Below are 20,751 nucleotides of genomic sequence, written 5' to 3'. Positions count from 1 at the left end.
TCCTCAAGCCAACACCTGCTCGAGAGTGAGAAACAAAACATTTCCGGTCATCTCATCCGGCCCGTCCTGTGCCTCCGCGATCCGCGCCGGACGGCCCCCGTCGCCGTTGCTGTGCAGCCAGACGAAACCGCGATCGGCGAGGTCGAGCGTGCGCGGCAGCGCGGCGGCCACCGTGTCGGCGGCGGCGACGCGGGTCAGGTCGACGCGCGCGGACTCGGCGCGCAGCGACGGCCAGGCCGCGGCGAAGGCCGGATGCAGCGGGCGATCGGTCACCTGTTCCTCGGGCACCCAGGCGAGTTCGGCGCTCTCCTTGTTGGCGGTGGTGGGCAGCACCTCGGTGACGTCGGCGACCACGGTCGTGTAGGTCCAGCCGCTGGGCATGGTGGCCGTCACCCGGCAGGCCCGCACCCGCACGGCCTGCGGATCGATTCCGGTCTCCTCCTGCGCCTCTCGCACCGCGGCGTGCACGCTGGACTCGTGGCTGTCGCGCGCCCCGCCGGGCAGCGCCCAGGTGCCGCCCTGATGACTCCACGGCGCGCGATGCTGCAACAGCACGACCGCCCCGCCCTCGGGGCGCGGCGCGCGCAGCAACAATCCGGCGGCGCCGAACAACCCCCAGTTCCGGGAGCCGTCCGGATTCGTCACGAACCCGTCTCCATCACCACGCATACTCACCCTCGTCCCGTTCCCGCCGACGCCGTTGCCGCCCCGAAGGCCCCGAGAAGCAGGGTCTTCACCCGGGTGACACCCGAAGCGGCGTCGCTACGACCACAATAAGCTCAGTTCCGCCGGCGCAGGCCGGTGACAGCAGGGAGGTGGATATGGCTCGGACGGGACAGCCGAGGCTGGACGAGCTGTCGCCACGGGCCGCGGCCGCCGCCGTGCGCCGCCAACTCGACGCCACCGACCTGCGCGCCTTCGTCCGTTCCTCGCCCGCCCGGCTGATTGCCGTCGGATTGCTGTTGCTCGGGCTCTGCGTGATCGCCGGGGTGGTGACCGCCACCGCGGTGAGCAGTCGCCAGCACGCGCTGGACCAACTGCTGGATCAGGCCGAGCCGGACGCGAATTCGGCGCAGCGCCTGTACACCTCGCTGTCGGTGGCCGACGCGGCCGCGGGCACGGCGTTCATCTCCGGCGGCCTCGAACCCAAGCCGGTGCGCGACCGCTACGACCAGGCGGTCGGGGAGGCCGCGGCCGAACTGGTGACCCAGTCCAGCAGCACGGGCGCGGCCGATCCGGACAGCCGGTTGCGCGCGGGCATAGCCGCGGCGCTGCCGGTCTACTCCGGACTGGTGGAGACCGCGCGCGCCAACAATCGGGAGGGACATCCGGTCGGCGCGGCGTATCTGAGCGAGGCGTCCAATCTGATGCAGACCCGAATGTTGCCGATGGCCCGCGAACTTCAGGAACATCGGTCGGCCGCGATCGTGGCCACCCAGCGTCATCACGTGCGCCCGCCGTGGGCGGCGATCCTCCTGCCGATCGTCGCGCTGGCCGCGCTGGCGGGGGCGCAGTGGTATCTGGCGCGGCGCTGGCATCGGGTGCTCAATCCGGGGCTGTTGCTGGCCTCGGCGACGCTGGTGGCGCTGCTCGGCTGGATCGTGATCGCCGGGTCGATCTCGGCGGTGTCGACCGTGCACGGCCGCGACGACGGCAGCGTCCCGACCGCCGATCTGACCGAGAGCCGAATCCTGGTGCAGCAGGCCCGGACCGCGGAGACGCTGAAGCTGGTCCGCCGCGACGCCAGCGGCGACTACGACCACACCTACGACGACACGACCGCGAAGCTGACCGCGCTCCTCGGCGAATACCCCGGCGGCGCACCGGGTTCCGGGAACGTCGGCACCGCCCGCGAGGCGCTGGACCGCTGGAAGGGGGCGCATCAGCGGATGAACGACGCGCTGGCGCGCGGGGATTTCCCGGGCGCGGGTTCGATCGCCATCGGGCCGGGCGCGAACGAGGCCGCCGCCTCGGTCGACGCCCTGGACGCCGCCCTCGCCGACGGCCTCGGCGGGACCCGGAACACGTTGCGCGCCAATGTCTCCGACGCCGCGCGGGTGCTCGACGTGCTCGCCCCGGGGGCGTTGATCCTGGCGTTGCTGGCGGCGGGCCTCGTGCTGGCGGGACTGTGGCCTCGACTGCGGGAGTACCGATGAGCCCCACCCGGATCCTGGCCGTCGTGCTGGCCGCGGTCGCGCTGCTCGTGGCGGGCTGCGCGAGCGAGCCGCCCCCGCCGCGAGCGAGCCGCACCGACAGCTACACCGAACCGCCGCTGCCCGCCAAAGCCGCTCCCGCGCAGACGGATTCGCCGCTGCCGCCGGAGACCGACCCGCAGTGCCCCGACGCCACGGCCAGCCTGCGGCCCGGGAGCGGCGGGCCGACGATCGACGCGATCCGGGCGCGCGGGCGGCTGCTGGTGGGGCTGGATCCGGGCAGCAATCTGTTCAGTTTCCGGGCGCCGATCAGCGGCACGCTGGCCGGCTTCGACGTGGACATCGCCAAGGAGATCGCGCGGGACCTGTTCGGCGATCCGGAGCGGGTGGAGTACCGGATGCTGAGCTCGGCCGAACGCGAGCGGGCGTTGCAGGAGCACACCGTGGACGTGGTGGTCAAGACCATGACCATCACCTGCGACCGGCGCCAGCGGGTGGACTTCTCGACCACGTATTTCCTGTCGCACCAACGGATTCTGGCAATGCGGAACTCCGGGATCACCGGGCTGGGCGATCTGGCGGGCAAGCGGGTGTGCGTGGCCGCGGGGACCACCTCGTTGAATCTGATCCGGCGGCGGCAACCGGCGGCGTCGATCCTGACCGTGCCCGCGTGGGCGGACTGCCTGGTGGTATTGCAACAGCGGCAGGTGGACGCCATCAGCACCGATGACGCGTTGCTGGCCGGGCTCGCGATCCAGGACCCGTACACGACGATGGTCGGCGACAATCTCAGCGACGAGCCGTACGGGGTGGGCATTCCCAAGGGCAACGACGACATGGTGCGGTTCGTGAACGGGACGCTGGAGCGGATCCGCTCCGACGGCACCTGGAACCGGCTGTACCAGGCGTGGGTGCTGCCGGTGCTCGGGCCGTCGGCCGGACCGCCGCAACCGACCTATCGGGACTGAGTTCGAATGACCGTTCCCGGCGAGCCCACCCAGGCGCAGACCCAGATCCAGAGCACCCAGCCCTCCGGGCGCAGCGGGCGCACGGCGCGCACCCGTCCGGTGCGGCGGCTCGGGGCCGGGCTGGTGCAGATTCCGCCGGTGCCGCCGGTCGATCCGCGGTCGGCGGTGCTCACCGATCCGGTGGTGGCGGAGAACCGTCGATTCTGTTGGCGCTGCGGCAAACCCGTGGGCCGGGCGGGTGCGGCGGTCGGGGTGTGCGAGACCTGCGGGGCGCGGTTCGATTTCCGGCCGTATCTGCGCGCCGGGGATATGGTCGGCGGGCAGTACGAGATCCAGGGCTGTATCGCGCACGGCGGGCTGGGATGGATCTATCTGGCGATCGACCGCAATGTGAGCGATCGGTGGGTGGTGCTCAAGGGGCTGTTGCACGGCGGGGACGCCGAGGCGCAGGCGGTGGCGGTCGCGGAGCGGCAGTATCTGGCCGAGCTCGCGCATCCGAGCATCGTCAAGATCCACAATTTCGTGGAACACGCCAGCCCCGAGGGCATTCCGATCGGCTACATCGTCATGGAGTACGTGGGCGGGCGGTCGCTGCGCGGGATGCTCGCCGACTACCCGAAGCCGGAGCGGATGCCGGTGCCGGAGGCCATCGCCTACATCCTGGAGGTGCTGCCCGCGCTGGAGTATCTGCATTCGCTGGAGCTGGCGTACAACGATCTCAAGCCGGACAACATCATGGTCACCTCCGATCAGGTGAAGCTGATCGATCTGGGTGCGGCCACGGTGTTCGAATCGTACGGAAACCTGTACGGCACCAGAGGTTTTCAGGCGCCGGAGATCGCCCGGACCGGGCCGACGGTGGCGACGGACATCTATTCGGTGGGGCGCACGCTGGCGGTGCTGACGATCGATATGCCGATGGCGCGGGGCCGGTATCTGGACGGGATCCCCGATCCGGCCGACGCGCCGGTGCTGGGACGGCACGAGTTCTTCCATCGGCTGCTGCTGCGGGCGACCGATCCGGATCCGGACCGCCGGTTCCCGTCGGCGCGGGCGATGGCCACCCAGCTGGCCGGGGTGCTGCGCGACCTGCTGGCGGCCGAGACGGGGAACGAGCATCCGCAGTTGTCGACCGTATTCAGCCCGACCCGAACGAGTTTCGGGACCGAGGAGCTGATCGCGGAGACCGACGCCTGCGCCGACGGTGTGCCGCGCACCCGGGAGTTGCGGGCGCGGGCGGTGGTCGCGGCGCTGCCGGTGCCGTTGATCGATCCGGCCGATCCGGCGGCGGCGCTGCTGGCCGGGACGGCGCATCCGGAGCCGGAGCACGCGCTGGACGCGATCCGGGTGGCGCGCGAGCGGGCCGCGGCCGAACCGGGGGAGATATCCGAAAGTTTCGGTGTGGAGAGCGCTTTCGCCGAGATCCGGGTCCATGTGGACCTCGATCGTCCGGCGGCGGCCCGGCGGTTGTTGGCCGGAATGGATGCCGCGGAGTGGCGGGTGGAGTGGTATCTCGGGGTGGTGGGTCTGCTCGAGGGGGAGTTCGAGCGCGCGTTCGATCATTTCGACGCTGTCCTGTCCGCGCTGCCGGGCGAGATCGCCCCCAAACTCGCCTTGGCGGCGACCGCGGAACTCGTTCTGCAACAACGGGGTTCGGCCGCGGGCGAGCGCTGGGAGGATTGCGCGGAGAAGTACTACGCCACGGTCTGGCGCACCGACCGGGATGTGGTGAGCGCCGCGTTCGGGTTGGCCCGCCGTCTCGCCGCGGGGGGCCGCACCGGCGAGGCCGTCCGCGCCCTCGACGAGGTTCCCGCCGCCTCCCGCCACCACACCGAGGCCCGCATGACCGCCATCCTGCTCCTGCTCACCGCGGTCCCCACCCCCGACCTCGACGAATCCACCCTCCACCTGGCAGCGACCCGCATCGAAGCCCTCCCACCCACCGACCGCCGAACTCCTCAGATCCGCATCCTCCTCCTCGGCATCGCGCTGGCCTGGCTCCAATCCGGCCGCGCCCCAACCGATCCCACCGTCCCCCTCCTGAACGCCCCCTTCACCGAACGAGACCTTCGCCAGGCCACCGAATCCACCCTCCGCCACCTGGCCCGCTCCGCCCCCGCCCGAACCCACCGCTACGCCCTCGTGGACCTGGCCAACGCCATTCGCCCGTCCACCTGGTTCTGAGCGATGGGCGATGAATTCCACACCCCCGCCCCGCCGCTACACCCTCGTGAACCCGGCCAACGCCATTCGCCCATCCACCTCGTTCTGACCGGTGGGCAATGAATTCCACACCCGGCTCCGCCCCGCCGCTACACCCTCGTGAACCCGGCCAACGCCATTCGCCCATCCACCTCGTTCTGACCGGTGAGCAACGAATTCCACACCCGGCTCCGCCCCGCCGCTACACCCTCGTGAACCCGGCCAACGCCATTCGCCCATCCACCTCGTTCCGACCGATCGGCGATGAATTCCACGGCCCGGCGTCGTCTGATCAACCATGTCTGTATCAGTGCTGGATATGTCGATGTCGCTCGACGGGTATATCGCGGATTCCGATGACTTCCTGGGCGGGGAGGACGGTGAGCGCTTGCATCGGTGGGCCGAGGACGCGGATGGGCCGGTCGTCCGGTTTCAGGAGGAGTGGAACGCCGCGGGTGCGGTGTTGTCGGGGCGGCGGACCGCGGAGCTGATGGACCACTGGGGTGGCGATCACAACGGCCAACCGATCTTCGTGCCCAGCCACCGCCCGCCTACCCCGGCCGCTCGCTGGGGTTATCCGCTGGTGACCTATGTGCGGGACGGCATCGAAAGCGCGATGGCACAGGCGAAAGCCGCTGCGGGAGACCGCGATGTGCAGATCCGCGGCGGCGCTCACACCGTGCGCGAGGCGTTGGCGGCGGGCGTGCTGGACGAACTCCAGATCCACGTGATCCCGGTACTGCTCGGTCGTGGCCATCGCCTGTTCGACACCCTCCCGTCGGAGATCGAACTCGACATCATCGAGGTCATCAACACCCCCGAGGCCACCCATATCCGCTACCGCGTCCGCCGCTGAACCCCCGCGTGCGGCAACCCAGCCGCACTCTTTATTTGGATCCGCACCCCTTGTAAGGCCCTGCAACGGGTGCGGATTCGAATAAGGGGTGCGGCTGGGTTGCCGGGCCTGGGGTTAGGTGATCAGGTGGGCGGCGGCTCGGGCTATGGCCAGTTCTTCGTTGGTGGGGATTACGAAGACCTTGGTGTGGGAGTCGGGGGTGGAGATGGGGCGGGGGGAGTGGGAGGGGGTGGTGTTGCGGGTGGGGTCGAGGGTTATGCCGAAGGGGGTCAGGGCGGCGAGGGCGTCGGCGCGGACTCGGGGGGTGTTCTCGCCTACGCCGGCGGTGAAGGTTATGGCGTGGACTTCGCCCAGATCTATGAGGTAGGCGCCGATGTAGTGGCGGAGGCGGTGGATGTAGACGTCGTAGGCGAGGCGGGCGGCGGGGTCGCCGGAGTCCACCCGTTCGGCGAGGGCGCGGAAGTCGTTGACGCCGGAGAGGCCCTTGAGGCCGGAGTCGCGGTTGAGGAGGTGGTCGATGGCGTCGATGTCCATATCCGCGGTGCGAGCCAGGTGCGGGATGATGCCGGGGTCGAGGTCGCCGGAGCGGGTGCCCATGACGAGGCCCTCGAGGGGGGTGAGGCCCATGCTCGTGTCGACGGCGCGGCCCGCGCGGATGGCGGAGGCGGAGGCGCCGTTGCCGAGGTGCAGGACGATCTGGTTCACCTCGGTGAGGTCGCGGCCGAGCAGGCGGGCGGCCTGGGCGGCGACGTATTCGTGCGAGGTGCCGTGGAAGCCGTAACGGCGGATGCCGTGCCGCGCGGCCACTTTCGCGTCGATGGCGTAGGTCTTGGCGGCGTCGGGCAGGCCGTGGAAGAAGGCCGTGTCGAACACCGCCACCTGCGGCACGTCCGGCAGCAACTCCCGAATCGCCCGAATCCCGGTGGCATTCGCGGGATTGTGCAGCGGCGCCAGCGCGGACAACTCGTCGATCGTCCGCACCACCTCGTCGGTGATCAGCGTCGGCTCGTAGAACACCTCCCCGCCGTGCACCACCCGATGCCCCACCGCGGCCGGTCCGGTCCCGCTCAGATCGTGCCCGCCGCGCGCGAACAGCTCGAACACCACCCGCAGCCCCTCGGCGTGATCGGCGATCGCCCCGTCGTGGGTGAGCGTGTTCCCGTCGCTGTGGTGTTCGACGGTGACCGTCCCGTCCGCGACCGACTCCCCGATCCGCGACACCTGTCCCGACGCCGCCACCGATCCCGAATCCGGTTCCAGCAGTTGATATTTGATGGACGACGACCCGGAGTTGATCACCAGGACCTGCATCGCGCCTCCTCGCTCCTCGATCCGGTCAGCGCGCCTGCGCCTGGATGGCCGTGATCGCCACGGTATTGACGATATCCGCGACCAGCGCCCCCCGGGACAGGTCGTTGACCGGCTTGCGCAACCCCTGCAACACCGGCCCGATCGCCACCGCGCCCGCGCTGCGCTGCACGGCCTTGTAGGTGTTGTTGCCGGTGTTCAGATCCGGGAAGACGAACACCGTCGCCCGCCCGGCCACCCGCGAATTCGGCAGCTTCGTCGTGGCCACCGACGGTTCGATCGCCGCGTCGTACTGGATCGGCCCCTCCACCAGCAGCTCCGGCGCCCGCTCGTGTACGAAACCCGTTGCCGCGCGCACCTTCTCGACATCGGCGCCGCTGCCCGACTCCCCCGTCGAATACGACAGCATCGCCACCCGCGGCTCGATGCCGAACTGCGCGGCCGTGCGCGCCGAGGAGATGGCGATATCGGCCAGCTGCTCGGCGGTCGGATCCGGCACCACCGCGCAGTCGCCGTAGGCCAGCACCCGATCGGCCAGGCACATGAGGAACACGCTCGACACCGTCGACACCCCGGGCTCGGTCTTGATGATCTCGAGCGCGGGCCGGATGGTGTGCGCGGTGGTGTGCGCCGCGCCGGACACCATGCCGTCGGCGATCCCCTCATACACCATCATCGTGCCGAAATACGATATGTCGCTGATGAGTTCGCGCGCCCGCTCCAGCCGCACGCCCTTGTGCTTGCGCAGCTCGGCGTAGGTCTCGGCGAACCGATCGCGCAGATCCGACGTGCGCGGATCCAGCACCTGCGCGGCGTCGATGTCCACGCCCAGCTCCGCGGCCCGCCCGCGCACCGCGGCCTCGTCGCCGAGGATGGTCAGATCGGCGATCTTGCGCTGCAACACCCGCCCGGCCGCGCGCAGGATGCGGTCGTCGTCGCCCTCGGGCAGCACGATCCGCCGCCGATCCTCCCGCGCCCGCTCGACGAGCTGGTACTCGAACATCTGCGGGGTCACCACGGTCTGCACGGGAACCTCGATGAGCCCCACCAGTTTTCGCCCGTCCACCCGCTGCTCCATCAGCGCCAGCGCGGTGTCGACCTTGCGGATGCTCGACAGCGAGACCCGCCCGCGGGTCCGGGCGGCGGCATTGGCGGTGTCGAAGGTGCCCAGTTCGGTGGTCAGGATCGGCAGCCGCGGCTTGAGGCCCTGGATCAGGCGCGCGATGGCCGGATCGGGCGGCAGGCCGCCGTTCATGATGATGCCCGACAGCGACGGGAAACCCTCGGCCTCGTGCGCGTTCACCAACGCCAGCAGCGCGTCGGAGCGGTCGCCGGGCACGATGACGGCCACCCCGTCGGTCAGCCGTTCCAGAATGTGCTCGGCGGTCATGCCGCCGACCATCACCGACAGCGCCTCGCGCTGCATGAGTTCCGGGTCGCCGGAATACATTTCGCCGTGGATGGCCTGACACAGTTCGGTCATGGTCGGCGCGGTGAGCAGCGGCACCTCCGGCAGCGTCCACGAGGGCGTCCCGATCGCGCCCAGCGCCGCGTCCACCGCGTCGAGCGCGTCCGGATCGCAGCGGTTGACGACGATCGCCATCGCCTGGGCGTGCTCGGCGGCGAGTTCGCTCTCGCACAGCTCGGCGACCTGGACGATCTCGGCGGGCGAGCGGCCCGCGCCGCGCAGCACCAGCAGCACCGGCGCGCCGAGGTTCACCGCGATGCGGGCGTTGTAGCGCAACTCGCTGGGGCTGGCGACGTCGGTGTAGTCGCTGCCGACGATCACCACCGCGTCGCAGACCTTGGCCACCTCGTGGAAGCGCATGACGATCTCGCTGATGGCCGCGTCCGGATCGGTGTGCACCTCCTCGTAGGTGACCCCGACGGCCTGGTCGTAATCGATATCGGCCGTGCAGTGTTCGAGCAGCAACTCGAGGATGTAGTCGCGGTCGCTGCCCGAGCGCATGATCGGCCGGAACACCCCCACCCGCGGGGTGGTCGCGGACAGCAGATGCAACATGCCCAGCGCCACCGTGGACTTGCCGGTGTCTCCCTCGAGGGAGGCGATGTACACGGTGGACGGAGCGGGATCGGCCATGATCACGAGCTTAATGACGGCGAGCGCCGGAACCGGTGGACCATGGGGCAACTTTCCGGAAAATCACATTCGAACGCGCCCCGAGCAGTGGCGAGCCGATCGGACATACTTCTGCGTCAGCCGAGCATTGGCCCGCTCGAGCCCGCGCCGTAGCGTCGATCCCGAACAGGACGAAAGGTTTTCGACATGTCAGTGCGACTCGGCGCGTTCCTCCCCACCTCGACCCCGGATCCGGCCCGGCCGGTGCTCGGCGACGTACGGCTCGCGGCCCGCCTCGCCGAGGACGGCGATCTGGACTCGGTGTGGGCCACCGACCATCTGATCGCGAGCGCGCCCATGCTCGACAGCACGGTCACCCTGGCCACCGCCGCCGCGGTCACCGAGCGGATCGGCATCGGTTACGGCGTCATGCTGCTGGCGCTGCGGCCCGCGGCGTGGGCGGCCAAGGCGGTGAGTTCGCTGCAATACGTGTCCGGCGACCGGCTGCTGCTGGGGGTGGGCACCGGCAATCCGGCGCACGGCGACATCGGCTGGCGCGCGGCCGAGCGGTCCTTCCCCGATCGGGGCCGCCGCACCGACGAGAGCCTGCGCGTACTGCCCGATCTCATCGCGGGCCGCCCGGCGACGCTGCCCGACGGCACCGAGGCGACGCTCGCGCCGGGTGCGACGGTGCCGCCGATCCTGGTGGCGGGCGACGGCTCCCGCGCGCGGCGGCGGGCCGCGGAGTTCGGCGACGGCTGGGTGGGAATCGGCCAGACCCCGGCGCAGGTGCGCGACGCGGCGGCCGAATTGGCCGAGCTGGCAAGCGGTTTCGGCCGTCCGGCGCCCACGATCACGGTCGTCGCGTTCGGTTCGGGTGAGGTGAACGCGGCGGTCGACGAATTGGGCCGGTTCGGGGACGCCGGGGTGGAACGGGTGCTGCTGGCGGGCGGCGACGACTGGCGGGCGCACCTCGATTTCCTGGTCAAGGTACGCGCGCAGTTGTGAAACACATTGTCTGCCAATAGGTTCCGGGCAGCGGGCGGACACCGGCGCGGCCCGTAGAATACCCGCTATGACAGCACCGTTCCCGCACCGCCAATGGGGTTCGCGCACCACACCGTTCGCGCGGCTGGCGAGCCGGTTCGCGGCGACGAAGCCCGGCTCGTTCGTCGTGCGCGCGCTCACCCCGCTGGATCGGAGGGTGCTCGAGCGCACGGCGGGCCGCTACACCGTGCTCGGCCCGATCGGCGCGCCGGTCGTCCTGCTCACCACCACCGGCCGCAAATCCGGGCAGCCCCGCACCTCACCCTTGCTGTACGTGCACGACGGGAGCGCGCTCTACGTCCTCGGCAGCAACTTCGGCCAAGCCCACCACCCCGCCTGGACGGCGAACCTGCTGGCCCGCCCCGAGGCGGTGGCGACCCTCGCCGGGGAGCGAATCCCCGTGCGCGCCAGGCTGATCGAGGACCCGGCGCGCAAGGACGAGATCTTCGCCCGCTTCGTCGACACCACCGCCGCCTACGCCGCCTACCGGGAGCGGACCACCCGGAACATGCGCCTGTTCGAACTCACCCGCGCCTGACCGGAGCGCCTACAGCGCCCGCAGCCGGGGCGCGAGATCGCGGGCGAACAGGTCCAGGAAGCGGCGCTGGTCGTGGCCCGGGGCGTGGAAGACCAGGTGGTTGAGGCCCGCGTCGACGTACGGCTTGATCTGGGCGACGGCCTCGTCCGGATCGCTGGCCACGATCCAGCGCTTGGCGATCTGCTCGATCGGCAGCGCGTCGGCGGCGGCCTCCATCTCGATCGGGTCTGTGATGGAGTGCTTCTGCTCCGGGGTCAGCGACAGCGGGGCCCAGAACCGCGTATTCTCCAGCGCCAGTTCGGGATCGGTGTCGTAGGAGATCTTGATCTCGATCATCCGGTCGATGTCGGCGAGGGTGCGCCCGGCCTTCTCCGCGCCCTCCTGCACCGCGGGCATGAGCTTGTCGGTGTAGAGGTCCATACCCTTGCCGGAGGTGCAGATGAATCCGTCGCCCGCGCGGCCCGCGTACTTGGCCACCAGCGGGCCGCCCGCGGCGATGTAGATCGGGATGCCGCCCTTGGGCACGTCGTAGATGGACGCGCCGAGGGTGTGGTAGTACTGCCCCTCGTAGTCGGTGCGGTCACCGGTCCACAGCGCCCGCATCAGGTCCACGGCCTCGCGCAGCCGCGCGAACCGCTCCTTGAACTCCGGCCAGTCGCCCTTGTACCCGGTGGCGATCTCGTTGAGCGCCTCCCCCGTGCCGACGCCGAGCATGATGCGGTCGGGGTAGAGGCAGCCCATGGTCGCGAACGCCTGCGCGACCACGGCCGGGTTGTACCGGAAGGTGGGGGTGAGCACCGAGGTGCCCAGCTGGATCCGCTTGGTGCGCTCGCCGACCGCGGTCATCCAGGCCAGCGAGAACGGGGCGTGCCCGCCCTTGTGCCGCCAGGGCTGGAAGTGATCGCTGACGGTGGCGCTGTCGAGCCCGTGTTCCTCGACGGACACGGCCAGCTCCACGAGTTCCCGAGGTCCGAACTGTTCCGCCGACGCCTTGTACCCGAGCTTGAGGTCACTCACTGCGCCACTCCTTAAGGTTCGCCTGTCGCTGTCTTCGACCTTAGGCCGCCGTCCGAATCGTCGCATGTACCGTGGGCTGTGTGACCGCCGAAGACGAGCCGATCCTGTCCTATCTGACCGATATGGACGGTGTGCTGGTGCACGAGGACCACCTGGTCCCGGGCGCGGACAAGTTCCTGGCCGAACTCCAGTCCAACGACATCCCCTTCCTGGTGCTCACCAACAACTCCATCCGCACCCCGCGCGATCTCCAGGCCCGGCTGCGCCACACCGGCCTGGACATCCCGCCGGAGGCGATCTGGACCTCGGCGCTGGCGACGGCGACCTTCCTCGACGAGCAGAAGCCGGGCGGCACGGCCTACGTGGTCGGCGAATCCGGCCTGACCACCGCGCTGCACGAGATCGGCTACGTGCTCACCGACAGCGATCCGGACTACGTGGTGCTCGGCGAGACCCGCACGTACTCGTTCGAGGCCATCACCACGGCCATCCGATTGGTCGATCGGGGCGCGAGTTTCATCGCCACCAACCCGGATCCGACCGGGCCGTCGCGCGAGGGCCTGCTGCCCGCGACCGGGTCGGTGGCCGCGCTGATCACCCGGGCCACCGGCAAGGACCCGTACTACGTGGGCAAACCCAATCCGCTGATGATGCGGTCGGCGCTGCGGCGGATCGGCGCGCACTCGCAGTCGACGGTGATGATCGGCGACCGGATGGACACCGATGTGATCGCCGGACTCGAGGCGGGGATGCGGACCATTCTGGTGACCTCGGGCATCTCCAGCCGAAACTCGTTGGCGGCCTTCCCGTATCGGCCGACCACGGTGATCGAGTCGGTGGCCGATCTGGTGGGCCGCACCACGAATCCGTTCTCCGCCTAGGCTATTCGGCCTCGAGGTCGTCCAGCGCGGCCGAGAGCGTGGTCAACGCGGCGACGACGCGTTCGAATTCGGCCTCGCCCAGCCGGTCCGCGAGCCGCTTCGCGAGTTTCGCGTGGCCGGGGCCGATGCGCGCATTCGCCGCGCGCCCGGCCTCGGTGATCGCGACCAGTTTGGCGCGGCGGTGCGCGGGATTGGGCCGGTACTCGGCCAAACCCTTGTCCACCAGCAGATCCGCGATGCGCTGCACGCTCTGCCGGGTGATGCCCATGGCGCGGGCGATCCCGGCCACCGGCAGCGGCTCGTGCAGGACCGCGCCGAGCACCTGCCACCACGCGGCGGTGATCCCGGCCGGGCGCGCCAATTCCTCGGCGATGGTGAGGAATTGGCCGTTGAGTTTGAATGTGGTGATCGCGGCGGTGCTGAACAGCGCCTGCTGGGCACGGCTCATCGGCGCGACTCGTAGTCGGCGAGCGCGTAGAAGCCCGCCGCGTCGTTGCGGCCGTACAGGTCGTACCAGGCGTCGAGCACGTGCGGCTCGTAGAGGTCCAGGCGCGCGGCGATCGCGCGGGCGAACTCCACCGGTTTGGTGCCCGAGGCGGTGATCAGGTCGCCGTCGCACACCGCGGGTTCGGCCACGTATCGGGCCGCGCCCGAATATCCGCTGGCGGCAAGGAATTCCGCGGCGTTGCTGGTGTGGTCGCGGTCGTCGAGCAGACCCTCGCGGGCCAGCCCGAAGGTGGCGCCGCAGATCGCGGCGACCGGCACCCCGGCGTCGAGGAATTCGCGGGCCTTGCGCCCGAACGCGGCGAGTTCACCGGTCACCCAGGTGTCGGAGCCGGGCAGGAGCAGCAGGGCGCTGTCGGCGGGGGCGAGCTCGTCGAGCGCGAGATCGGGGAGCACCCGCAACCCGCCCATCGAGGTGACCGGTTCCCGGCTCGGGCCCACGGTCACGACCCGCCAGCTGCCCGGTTCACGCTGCCACAGGCCCCGGTTGATCTGCGCGGTGACGTAACCCGGCTCCCAGTCGGCGAAGGTGTCGTACACGGCCACATGCGCTGTTCTCATCATGACAGTATCCTGTCATATTTGACAGAATGCTGTCAACGGCGGACGCGGTACACGATCTCCACCGAACCGCCGGGCAGCGACCGCGAGCTCTCGAACTCCAGCCCGGTCTCCGGATTCAGCGAATCCGTCAGGCGCATACCGCCGCCCACGAAGAACGGCAGGACCACGAGTTCGAACTTGTCCAGCACGCCGAGCGCGCGATAGGTCTCGATGGTGGCGGGACCGCCGATGAGGTGGACGTCGCCGCCCTGGTTGTCGGCCTTCAGCCGCTCCAGCAGCCGCACCGGATCGCTGTCGAAGGTCACGTCGTCGGGCGTGCCCGCGGGTCGCTCCGAGCCGAGCACGTACACCCGCAGATCCGGCCACGGCCAGCGGTCGGCGGTGAGCGCGGGGACGAAGGTGGTGCTGCCCATCAGCGCCGCCTCACAGGTGCGCAGGAACTCCGCGATGCCGTGACTGCCCGGGCCGTGCGTCGGATCGATCACCTGCGGCGGCCATCCGTCGGGGGTGGTGATGTAGCCGTCGGCCGAGATGCACAGGCGGGCCATGATCCGCATGGGAACGTCCTTTTCGTAGGGGTCACGGAAAAGGACGACGCCGCCCGCCGGAACTCATCGGCGGGCGGCGTCCGGGAAACTCAGGCCAGGGCCTGCTCGAGATCGCGCAGCAGATCCTCGACGTCCTCGAGGCCGACCGAGACGCGTACCACGCCGTCCGTGATGCCCACGGCCGCACGGCCTTCCGGCCCCATGGCGCGGTGCGTCGTGGTGGCCGGATGCGTGATGAGGGTCTTGGCGTCGCCCAGATTGTTGGAGATATCGATGACGCGCAGCCGGTTGAGCACCTCGAAGGCGCGCTTCTTGGCCGCGCCCTCGCCCGCGCCGTCGCCGACCCCGAGTTCGAAGGTGACGACGGTGCCGCCGCCCGACATCTGCTCGCGGGCCAGCTCGTACTGCGGATGTGATTGCAGGAACGGGTATTTCACCCAGGCCACGGCCGGATGCCGCTCCAGGAACTCGGCGATCCGCAGCGCGGAGGACACCGAGTGCCGCACCCGCAGGGGCATGGTCTCGAGGCCCTTGAGCAGCGTCCACGCGTTGAACGGGCTGAGCGCCGGACCGGTATGGCGCATCAGCGTTTTCACCGGGCCGTCGATGTAGTCGCGCGGGCCCAGGATCGCGCCGCCGAGCACCCGGCCCTGGCCGTCGATGTGCTTGGTGCCCGAGTACACCACGACGTCCGCGCCCAGGTCGAGACTGCGTTGCAGCAGCGGGGTGGCGAAGACGTTGTCCAGCACCACCTTCGCGCCCGCGGCGTGCGCGAGGTCGGCGACCCGGCGCACGTCGACGAGGGTCTGCATGGGATTGGAGGGCGTCTCGAAGAACACCGCCCGCGTGGGCTTCGACAGCGCCTCCTCCCACTGCGCGATGTCCTCGCCGTCCACGAACACCGTCTCCACGCCCCAGCGCGGCAGGATCTCGTTGCAGACCACGAAGCACGAGCCGAACAGGCTGCGCGCGGCGACGAGGCGATCGCCGTTGCCCAGCAGCGCGCCGAGCGCGACGAAGACCGCGGCCATCCCGCTGGCGGTCGCGAAACACGCCTCGGCGCCCTCGATCTGCCGCATCCGCTCCTCGAACATGGCGACAGTGGGGTTGCCGTAGCGCGAGTAGACGAAGTGCTCGATATCGCCGGTGAACGCGGCCTCGGCCGCCTCGGCGCTCTCGTAGACGAAGCCGGAGGACAGGTACAGCGCCTCGGCGGTCTCCTCGAATCCGGAGCGGCGCAGCCCGCCGCGCACGCTGATCGTCGCCGGGCCGACGCCCTCGGGCAGGGGACGGTCGAACGCCCCGCCGCTGATCACGACTGCCTCCAGGGCAGGCCGCGGGCGCGCCAGCCCGCGCCGCCGCGATGGCCGTTCGCGTCGAGCGGTCCCTCGAAGCCCTCGAGCACGTTGTAGGCAGGGGTGAAGCCCGCGGCGGTGGCCGCCTCGGCCGCGCCGATGGATCGCTGGCCCGAGCGGCACAGGAAGATCACCGGGGCGTCGTCGGGGCGATCGCCGAGCACCTGCTTCAGCTGATCGACGAAACGCGGATTGCGCGAACCGGTTCCGTCGACCCATTCGATCAGGGCCGTCGGCCGGTCGATTCCGCTGGTGTCGGGTACGCCGACGAACCGCCATTCGGCGTCGGTGCGTACATCGACGAGAACCGCGTTCGCGTTGTCGCGCAACAGGTCCCACGCCTGCTGCGGATCGATGTCACCCGCGTAGCTCATGATCGTGCCTCACCGGGACAGCGGCGACTCTGCTCGTTCATCCGAATCGAACCTCCTCGAGAATCCACGCTTGCCGCGCCGGGATTCGACGCGTGCCAGGTCGTCACCCGGAGCACCCCACCGCGGAGGAGGGTTGCCGGCCAGCGAGCCGGGGCTTGGCGCTGGCGCTCATGACCTCCGAAGCAGAGTGCCTGGTCAGCGGGTCGCATGTCAAACGTTGCAGACGAGCCAATGATCGCCCGCGCGGACCAGGTTCCAGGTCACGGTCCGCTCCCGGCCGTCGACGCGGCTGGTCACCGTGGCCCGCGCGCGGTCGCCGTCGATGACGGTGTCGCGCACGCCCGCGATCTCCACGTGCTTGCCCACCGCGTCCGGTCCGAGCGGCGACTTGGCGGCGTCGAATTCGGCGCAGGCCGTGGTGGCCCGGCGTTTCGCGTCCGAATCCGCTTGCGCGGTCGCGAAATTGCGCGCCGCGATCGCGACCCGGTCGGAATCTGTGACATTGTTCTCAGCCGGGCGCAGCACGGCCAGCAGCACGATGCCGACGATCACCAGCACCGCGAGCACGGCCGCGGCGATGAACGGGACCGGCGAGCGAGTGGTCTCGCGCTGGTCGATCGGAGTCGGCTCGACGGCATCGGTCATGCGCCCATCATCGCCGGTCGCCCCCAGTGTCCGGAATCACACTCGAATTACCCGACGCGGACCGGGAATATCGGCCATAGCTGCCACCGATAGAATCGCTGGAACCCCGAGGCAGCAACGCCGGGGACGCAGGGGCAGGATCCCGGACCGCACGTCAACTTAGCCTAAGCTAAGAAAGACGGCTAAGACATGACGACAGAGTTCTCGACCAGAGGGTGCGCGTAGATATGACCGAACACAGTGCAGCGAACCGCCCACTGCGCATCGCGATCGTGGGCGCCGGACCGGCCGGAATCTACGCCGCCGACGCGTTGATGAAGTCCGACGCCGAGGTGAGCATCGACCTGTTCGAACGGATGCCCGCGCCGTTCGGGCTGATCCGCTACGGCGTGGCGCCGGACCACCCGCGAATCAAGGGGATCATCACCGCCCTGCACAAGGTGCTCGACAAGGAGCAGGTGCGGCTGCTGGGCAACATCGACTACGGCAGCGACATCACCCTCGAGGAGTTGCGCCGGTTCTACGACGCGGTGATCTTCTCCACCGGCGCCAACGCCGACCGCGATCTGCGCGTCCCGGGCATCGAGCTGGACGGCTCCTACGGCGCCGCGGACTTCGTGTCCTGGTACGACGGGCATCCCGACGTGCCGCGCGAGTGGCCGCTGGACGCGGAGAAGGTCGCGGTCCTCGGCGTCGGCAACGTGGCCCTGGACGTGGCGCGCGTGCTGGCCAAGACCGGCGACGAACTGCTGCCCACCGAGATCCCGCCGAACGTGTACGAGGGTCTGCGCGCCAACAAGGCGATCGAGGTGCACGTGTTCGGCCGCCGCGGTCCGGCGCAGGCCAAGTTCACCCCGCTCGAACTGCGCGAACTCGACCACTCCCCGACCATCGAGGTGATCGTCGACCCCGAGGACATCGACTACGACGAGGGTTCCGAGGCGGCGCGGCGGCACTCCAAGCAGGTCGACATGGTCTGCAACACGTTGGAGCAGTGGGCGATCCGCGATGTCGGCGACCGCCCGCACAAGCTGTTCCTGCACTTCTTCGAGGCGCCCGCCGAGGTGCTCGGCGACGAGTCGGGCAAGGTCGTGGGCCTGCGCACCGAGCGCACCCAGCTCGACGGCACCGGCAACTGCAAGCCCACGGGCAAGTTCACCGAGTGGGACGTGCAGGCGGTGTACCGGGCGGTGGGCTACCTGTCGCAGAACATCCCGCAGCTGCCCTTCGACGAACAGGCCGGGACCGTGCCGAACGAGGCGGGCCGGGTGCTGTCGAACGAGGACGCCGACGGCGACGGCCGCTACCTGCCCGCGACCTACGTGACGGGCTGGATCAAGCGCGGCCCGGTCGGCCTCATCGGCCACACCAAGGGCGACGCCAACGAGACCATCGCCTGCCTGCTCGACGACGCCCCGAACTTCACCCCGGCCCCCGAGCCGGATCCGGAGGCGGTCACGAAGTGGCTGGAGGACAAGGGAATTCCGTTCACCACCTGGGCGGGCTGGTACCGCCTGGACGCGCACGAGCGCTCGCTGGGCGAACCGCAGGGCCGCGAACGGGTCAAGGTCGTCGAACGCGAGGACATGCTGCGCGCCAGCGAGCCGCACAAGGTGTGACCCCGTGACCGCCGAGGCATGCTGAGCACGTGTTCGACACCCACCTCCACATCATCGATCCGCGCTTCCCGCTGATCGAGAACGAGGGCTACCTGCCTCGGCCGTACACCATCGCCGACTATCGAAAACGCATGGCGCGCTTCGAGATCGACGGCGGCGCCGTGGTCAGCGCCTCGTTCCAGGGCGCCGACACCGCGTTCATGATCGCGGCGCTGGCCGAACTCGGGCCGAACTGGGTCGGGGTGATCAACCTGCACCCCGACGCCACCGACGAGCAGATCGTGGAGCTCGATCGGGCGGGCGTGCGCGCGCTGCGGTTCAACCTCAAGCGGGCCGCGGGCGATATCGTCGCGCTGACCCGGCAGGCGCTGCGCGCGCACGCGCTGGTGGGCTGGCATGTGGAGCTGTACATCGACGGGTCCATGCTGGGCTCGCTCGAACCGGTCATCTCGAAGCTGCCCGCGCTGTCGATCGATCACCTGGGTATGTCCGACGTCTGCCTGCCCTACCTGCTGGACCTGGTCGATCGCGGGGCGCGGGTCAAGGCGTCGGGGTTCGGCCGGGTCGCGATGGATGTGCCGAACGCGTTGCGGCGCATCCACACCGTGAATCCGGACGCGCTGATGTTCGGCTCCGACCTGCCCGGCAACCGGGCCGGGCGGCCGTTCCGGGACGCCGATGTGGCGATCATCGCCGACGCGGTCGGGACCGATATGTACAAGGTGCTCGACGACAACGCCCGCGCGTTCTATCGGCTGCCGCGCAAAGCCCGCCCGGTCCACGGGGATTCGGCCCCCACCCTGCGGTTGGACCGTTCCCAGCTGCCGCCGGGCGACACCCGACCGCTCCCGGTGATCGAATAGGGCCGGTGCCGAACCGGCCGGGCACCCCTTATTGTCGTACTGACAACAGGATCGACGACGAACCGAGGTAGGGCGTGAGCACTCCATCCACCGCCACCAAGCAGGGCCCGCTCGTGGGCATTCGGGTTGTTGAACTGGCGGGCATCGGGCCGGGGCCGCACGCGGCGCTGCTGCTCGCCGATCTGGGCGCCGACGTGGTGCGGGTGCAGCGGCCCGGCCTGTTGCCCGGCTTCATGGAACGCCCGCAGTGGCGGGGCCGGACCATCGTCGAGGCGAATCTGAAGGATCCGGCCGAGATCGAGCGCGTGCTCGGGCTGGTCGACAAGGCCGATGTGCTCATCGAGGGTTTCCGGCCGGGCGTCACCGAGCGCATGGGCCTGGGCCCGGACGTGGTCCTCGACCGCAATCCGCGCCTGGTGTACGGGCGGATGACGGGTTGGGGTCAGGACGGCCCGCTGGCCGACCGGGCCGGGCACGACATCAACTACATCTCGCTGACCGGTGTGCTCAACGCGATCGGGCACCGCGGCGAGCGGCCGGTGCCGCCGCTGAACATGGTCGGCGACTTCGGCGGCGGCTCGATGTTCCTGGTCTTCGGCATCCTGGCCGCGCTGGTGGAACGGCAGTACTCGGGCAAGGGCCAGGTCATCGATGCCGCGATGATCGATGGCGCGCTGGCGTTGTCGCACATGATCTGGGGCATGAAGGGCATGGGCCTGTGGTCCGACGAGCGCGGCAGCAACCTGCTCGACACCGGCATGGCCTTCTACGACACCTACGAGACCGCCGACGGCAAGTACATGGCCGTGGGCGCGATCGAACCGCAGTTCTACGCCGAACTGCTGAAGGGCCTCGAGATCGAGCCCGAGGGTCTGCCGCACCAGATCGACCCGAACGGTCAGGAGCAGCTGCGCAAACTGTTCGCCGAACGGTTCAAGACCCGTACCCGGGACGAGTGGGCGGCCGTGTTCGAGGGCACCGACGCCTGCTGCACGCCGGTGCTCACCCTGTCCGAGGCCGAGCGGAACGCGCACATCGTCGCCCGCACGGGGCTGATCGAGATCGACGGCGTCGTACAGCACGCGCCCGCGCCGCGGTTCTCCCGCACCCCGGGCGGCGTGCCGACCCCGCCGCCGTCCGAGGCCACCCCGATCGACCAGGTCTGGGCCTCGTAAGCGCTTGTTACCCATCGGTGTTGGTTCGCGCGGCCGGCGCTCACCGGGGCCACT

Annotated in this window: 20 protein-coding genes and 1 riboswitch; of the genes, 10 read left to right on the top strand and 10 right to left on the bottom strand. The window is 69.9% G+C overall.

What is annotated here, in order from left to right; genetic code table 11:
- Window positions 1-3: 3 nt before the first annotated feature.
- Window positions 4-669, bottom strand: coding sequence for an NUDIX hydrolase (locus ACWDSJ_RS13490; RefSeq protein ID WP_450031863.1), 666 nt, complete (start codon window positions 667-669; stop codon window positions 4-6).
- A gap of 152 nt (window positions 670-821) precedes the next feature.
- Between ACWDSJ_RS13490 and ACWDSJ_RS13485 the strand changes: the two genes are divergently transcribed.
- From ACWDSJ_RS13485 to ACWDSJ_RS13470, 4 genes are all read left to right on the top strand, one after another.
- Window positions 822-2,156 carry a hypothetical protein gene (locus ACWDSJ_RS13485; protein ID WP_450031861.1) on the top strand — a complete coding sequence of 445 codons (1,335 nt, stop codon included), beginning with the start codon at window positions 822-824 and terminating at the stop codon, window positions 2,154-2,156.
- Window positions 2,153-3,121, top strand: a complete 969-nt coding sequence (locus ACWDSJ_RS13480) for a glutamate ABC transporter substrate-binding protein (protein ID WP_450031859.1) — start codon at window positions 2,153-2,155, stop codon at window positions 3,119-3,121. Before ACWDSJ_RS13485 ends, ACWDSJ_RS13480 begins: the two co-directional genes overlap by 4 nt.
- A gap of 6 nt (window positions 3,122-3,127) precedes the next feature.
- Window positions 3,128-5,305 carry a tetratricopeptide repeat protein gene (locus tag ACWDSJ_RS13475; protein ID WP_450031857.1) on the top strand — a complete coding sequence of 726 codons (2,178 nt, stop codon included), beginning with the start codon at window positions 3,128-3,130 and terminating at the stop codon, window positions 5,303-5,305.
- A gap of 316 nt (window positions 5,306-5,621) precedes the next feature.
- The gene (locus ACWDSJ_RS13470) at window positions 5,622-6,179 is read left to right on the top strand and encodes a dihydrofolate reductase family protein (RefSeq protein ID WP_450031855.1); all 558 of its coding nucleotides are present in this window, start codon (window positions 5,622-5,624) and stop codon (window positions 6,177-6,179) included.
- Window positions 6,180-6,293: 114 nt separating this feature from the next.
- Here ACWDSJ_RS13470 and ACWDSJ_RS13465 read toward each other — a convergent pair whose 3' ends face one another.
- Complete coding sequence (locus ACWDSJ_RS13465) at window positions 6,294-7,490, bottom strand: acetate/propionate family kinase (RefSeq protein WP_450031853.1); 1,197 nt, start codon at window positions 7,488-7,490, stop codon at window positions 6,294-6,296.
- A gap of 25 nt (window positions 7,491-7,515) precedes the next feature.
- Entirely contained in the window at window positions 7,516-9,588 is a 2,073-nt protein-coding gene (gene pta, locus ACWDSJ_RS13460) for a phosphate acetyltransferase (protein WP_450031851.1), read from the bottom strand.
- Between the two features lie 186 nt (window positions 9,589-9,774).
- On the opposite strand from pta, the gene ACWDSJ_RS13455 reads away from it, so the two are divergent.
- Both ACWDSJ_RS13455 and ACWDSJ_RS13450 read left to right on the top strand, forming a co-directional pair.
- On the top strand, window positions 9,775-10,575 hold the full coding sequence (locus ACWDSJ_RS13455) for an LLM class flavin-dependent oxidoreductase (RefSeq protein ID WP_450031849.1): 801 nt from the start codon (window positions 9,775-9,777) through the stop codon (window positions 10,573-10,575).
- Window positions 10,576-10,642: 67 nt separating this feature from the next.
- Window positions 10,643-11,152, top strand: coding sequence for a nitroreductase family deazaflavin-dependent oxidoreductase (locus tag ACWDSJ_RS13450; RefSeq protein WP_450031847.1), 510 nt, complete (start codon window positions 10,643-10,645; stop codon window positions 11,150-11,152).
- A 9-nt stretch (window positions 11,153-11,161) separates the two neighbouring features.
- Here ACWDSJ_RS13450 and fgd read toward each other — a convergent pair whose 3' ends face one another.
- Complete coding sequence (gene fgd, locus ACWDSJ_RS13445; protein ID WP_450031845.1) at window positions 11,162-12,169, bottom strand: glucose-6-phosphate dehydrogenase (coenzyme-F420); 1,008 nt, start codon at window positions 12,167-12,169, stop codon at window positions 11,162-11,164.
- Between the two features lie 122 nt (window positions 12,170-12,291).
- On the opposite strand from fgd, the gene ACWDSJ_RS13440 reads away from it, so the two are divergent.
- A complete protein-coding gene (locus tag ACWDSJ_RS13440) occupies window positions 12,292-13,050 on the top strand; it encodes an HAD-IIA family hydrolase (protein WP_387369490.1) in 759 nt (252 codons plus the stop codon).
- 1 nt (window position 13,051) lies between these two features.
- Here the strand turns inward: ACWDSJ_RS13440 and ACWDSJ_RS13435 are convergent, their stop codons facing one another.
- The 6 genes from ACWDSJ_RS13435 to ACWDSJ_RS13410 all read right to left on the bottom strand — a co-directional run bounded on the left by ACWDSJ_RS13435 (window position 13,052) and on the right by ACWDSJ_RS13410 (window position 17,040).
- On the bottom strand, window positions 13,052-13,498 hold the full coding sequence (locus ACWDSJ_RS13435) for a MarR family winged helix-turn-helix transcriptional regulator (protein ID WP_387369328.1): 447 nt from the start codon (window positions 13,496-13,498) through the stop codon (window positions 13,052-13,054).
- Complete coding sequence (locus ACWDSJ_RS13430) at window positions 13,495-14,118, bottom strand: type 1 glutamine amidotransferase family protein (protein WP_450031843.1); 624 nt, start codon at window positions 14,116-14,118, stop codon at window positions 13,495-13,497. Before ACWDSJ_RS13430 ends, ACWDSJ_RS13435 begins: the two co-directional genes overlap by 4 nt.
- Window positions 14,119-14,150: 32 nt before the next feature.
- Complete coding sequence (locus ACWDSJ_RS13425) at window positions 14,151-14,675, bottom strand: dihydrofolate reductase family protein (RefSeq protein ID WP_450031841.1); 525 nt, start codon at window positions 14,673-14,675, stop codon at window positions 14,151-14,153.
- Between the two features lie 80 nt (window positions 14,676-14,755).
- Window positions 14,756-15,982: an O-succinylhomoserine sulfhydrylase gene (locus ACWDSJ_RS13420; RefSeq protein WP_450031839.1), complete on the bottom strand. Its 1,227-nt coding sequence runs from the start codon at window positions 15,980-15,982 to the stop codon at window positions 14,756-14,758.
- Window positions 15,979-16,395: a rhodanese-like domain-containing protein gene (locus tag ACWDSJ_RS13415; protein WP_387369322.1), complete on the bottom strand. Its 417-nt coding sequence runs from the start codon at window positions 16,393-16,395 to the stop codon at window positions 15,979-15,981. Before ACWDSJ_RS13415 ends, ACWDSJ_RS13420 begins: the two co-directional genes overlap by 4 nt.
- Before the next feature lie 61 nt (window positions 16,396-16,456).
- Window positions 16,457-16,571, bottom strand: a riboswitch (SAM riboswitch).
- Between the two features lie 34 nt (window positions 16,572-16,605).
- On the bottom strand, window positions 16,606-17,040 hold the full coding sequence (locus ACWDSJ_RS13410) for an Rv0361 family membrane protein (RefSeq protein ID WP_450031837.1): 435 nt from the start codon (window positions 17,038-17,040) through the stop codon (window positions 16,606-16,608).
- A gap of 227 nt (window positions 17,041-17,267) precedes the next feature.
- On the opposite strand from ACWDSJ_RS13410, the gene ACWDSJ_RS13405 reads away from it, so the two are divergent.
- The 3 genes from ACWDSJ_RS13405 (at window position 17,268) to ACWDSJ_RS13395 (ending at window position 20,697) form a co-directional block, all read left to right on the top strand.
- Window positions 17,268-18,659, top strand: coding sequence for an FAD-dependent oxidoreductase (locus tag ACWDSJ_RS13405; RefSeq protein WP_450031835.1), 1,392 nt, complete (start codon window positions 17,268-17,270; stop codon window positions 18,657-18,659).
- A gap of 29 nt (window positions 18,660-18,688) precedes the next feature.
- On the top strand, window positions 18,689-19,522 hold the full coding sequence (locus tag ACWDSJ_RS13400; RefSeq protein ID WP_450031834.1) for an amidohydrolase family protein: 834 nt from the start codon (window positions 18,689-18,691) through the stop codon (window positions 19,520-19,522).
- 74 nt (window positions 19,523-19,596) lie between these two features.
- A complete protein-coding gene (locus ACWDSJ_RS13395) occupies window positions 19,597-20,697 on the top strand; it encodes a CaiB/BaiF CoA transferase family protein (RefSeq protein WP_387369314.1) in 1,101 nt (366 codons plus the stop codon).
- Window positions 20,698-20,751 lie beyond the last annotated feature (54 nt).

It is taken from the genome of Nocardia sp. NPDC003482 (genome assembly GCF_053588115.1).
This window is presented reverse-complemented; position numbering and strand designations above follow the sequence as displayed.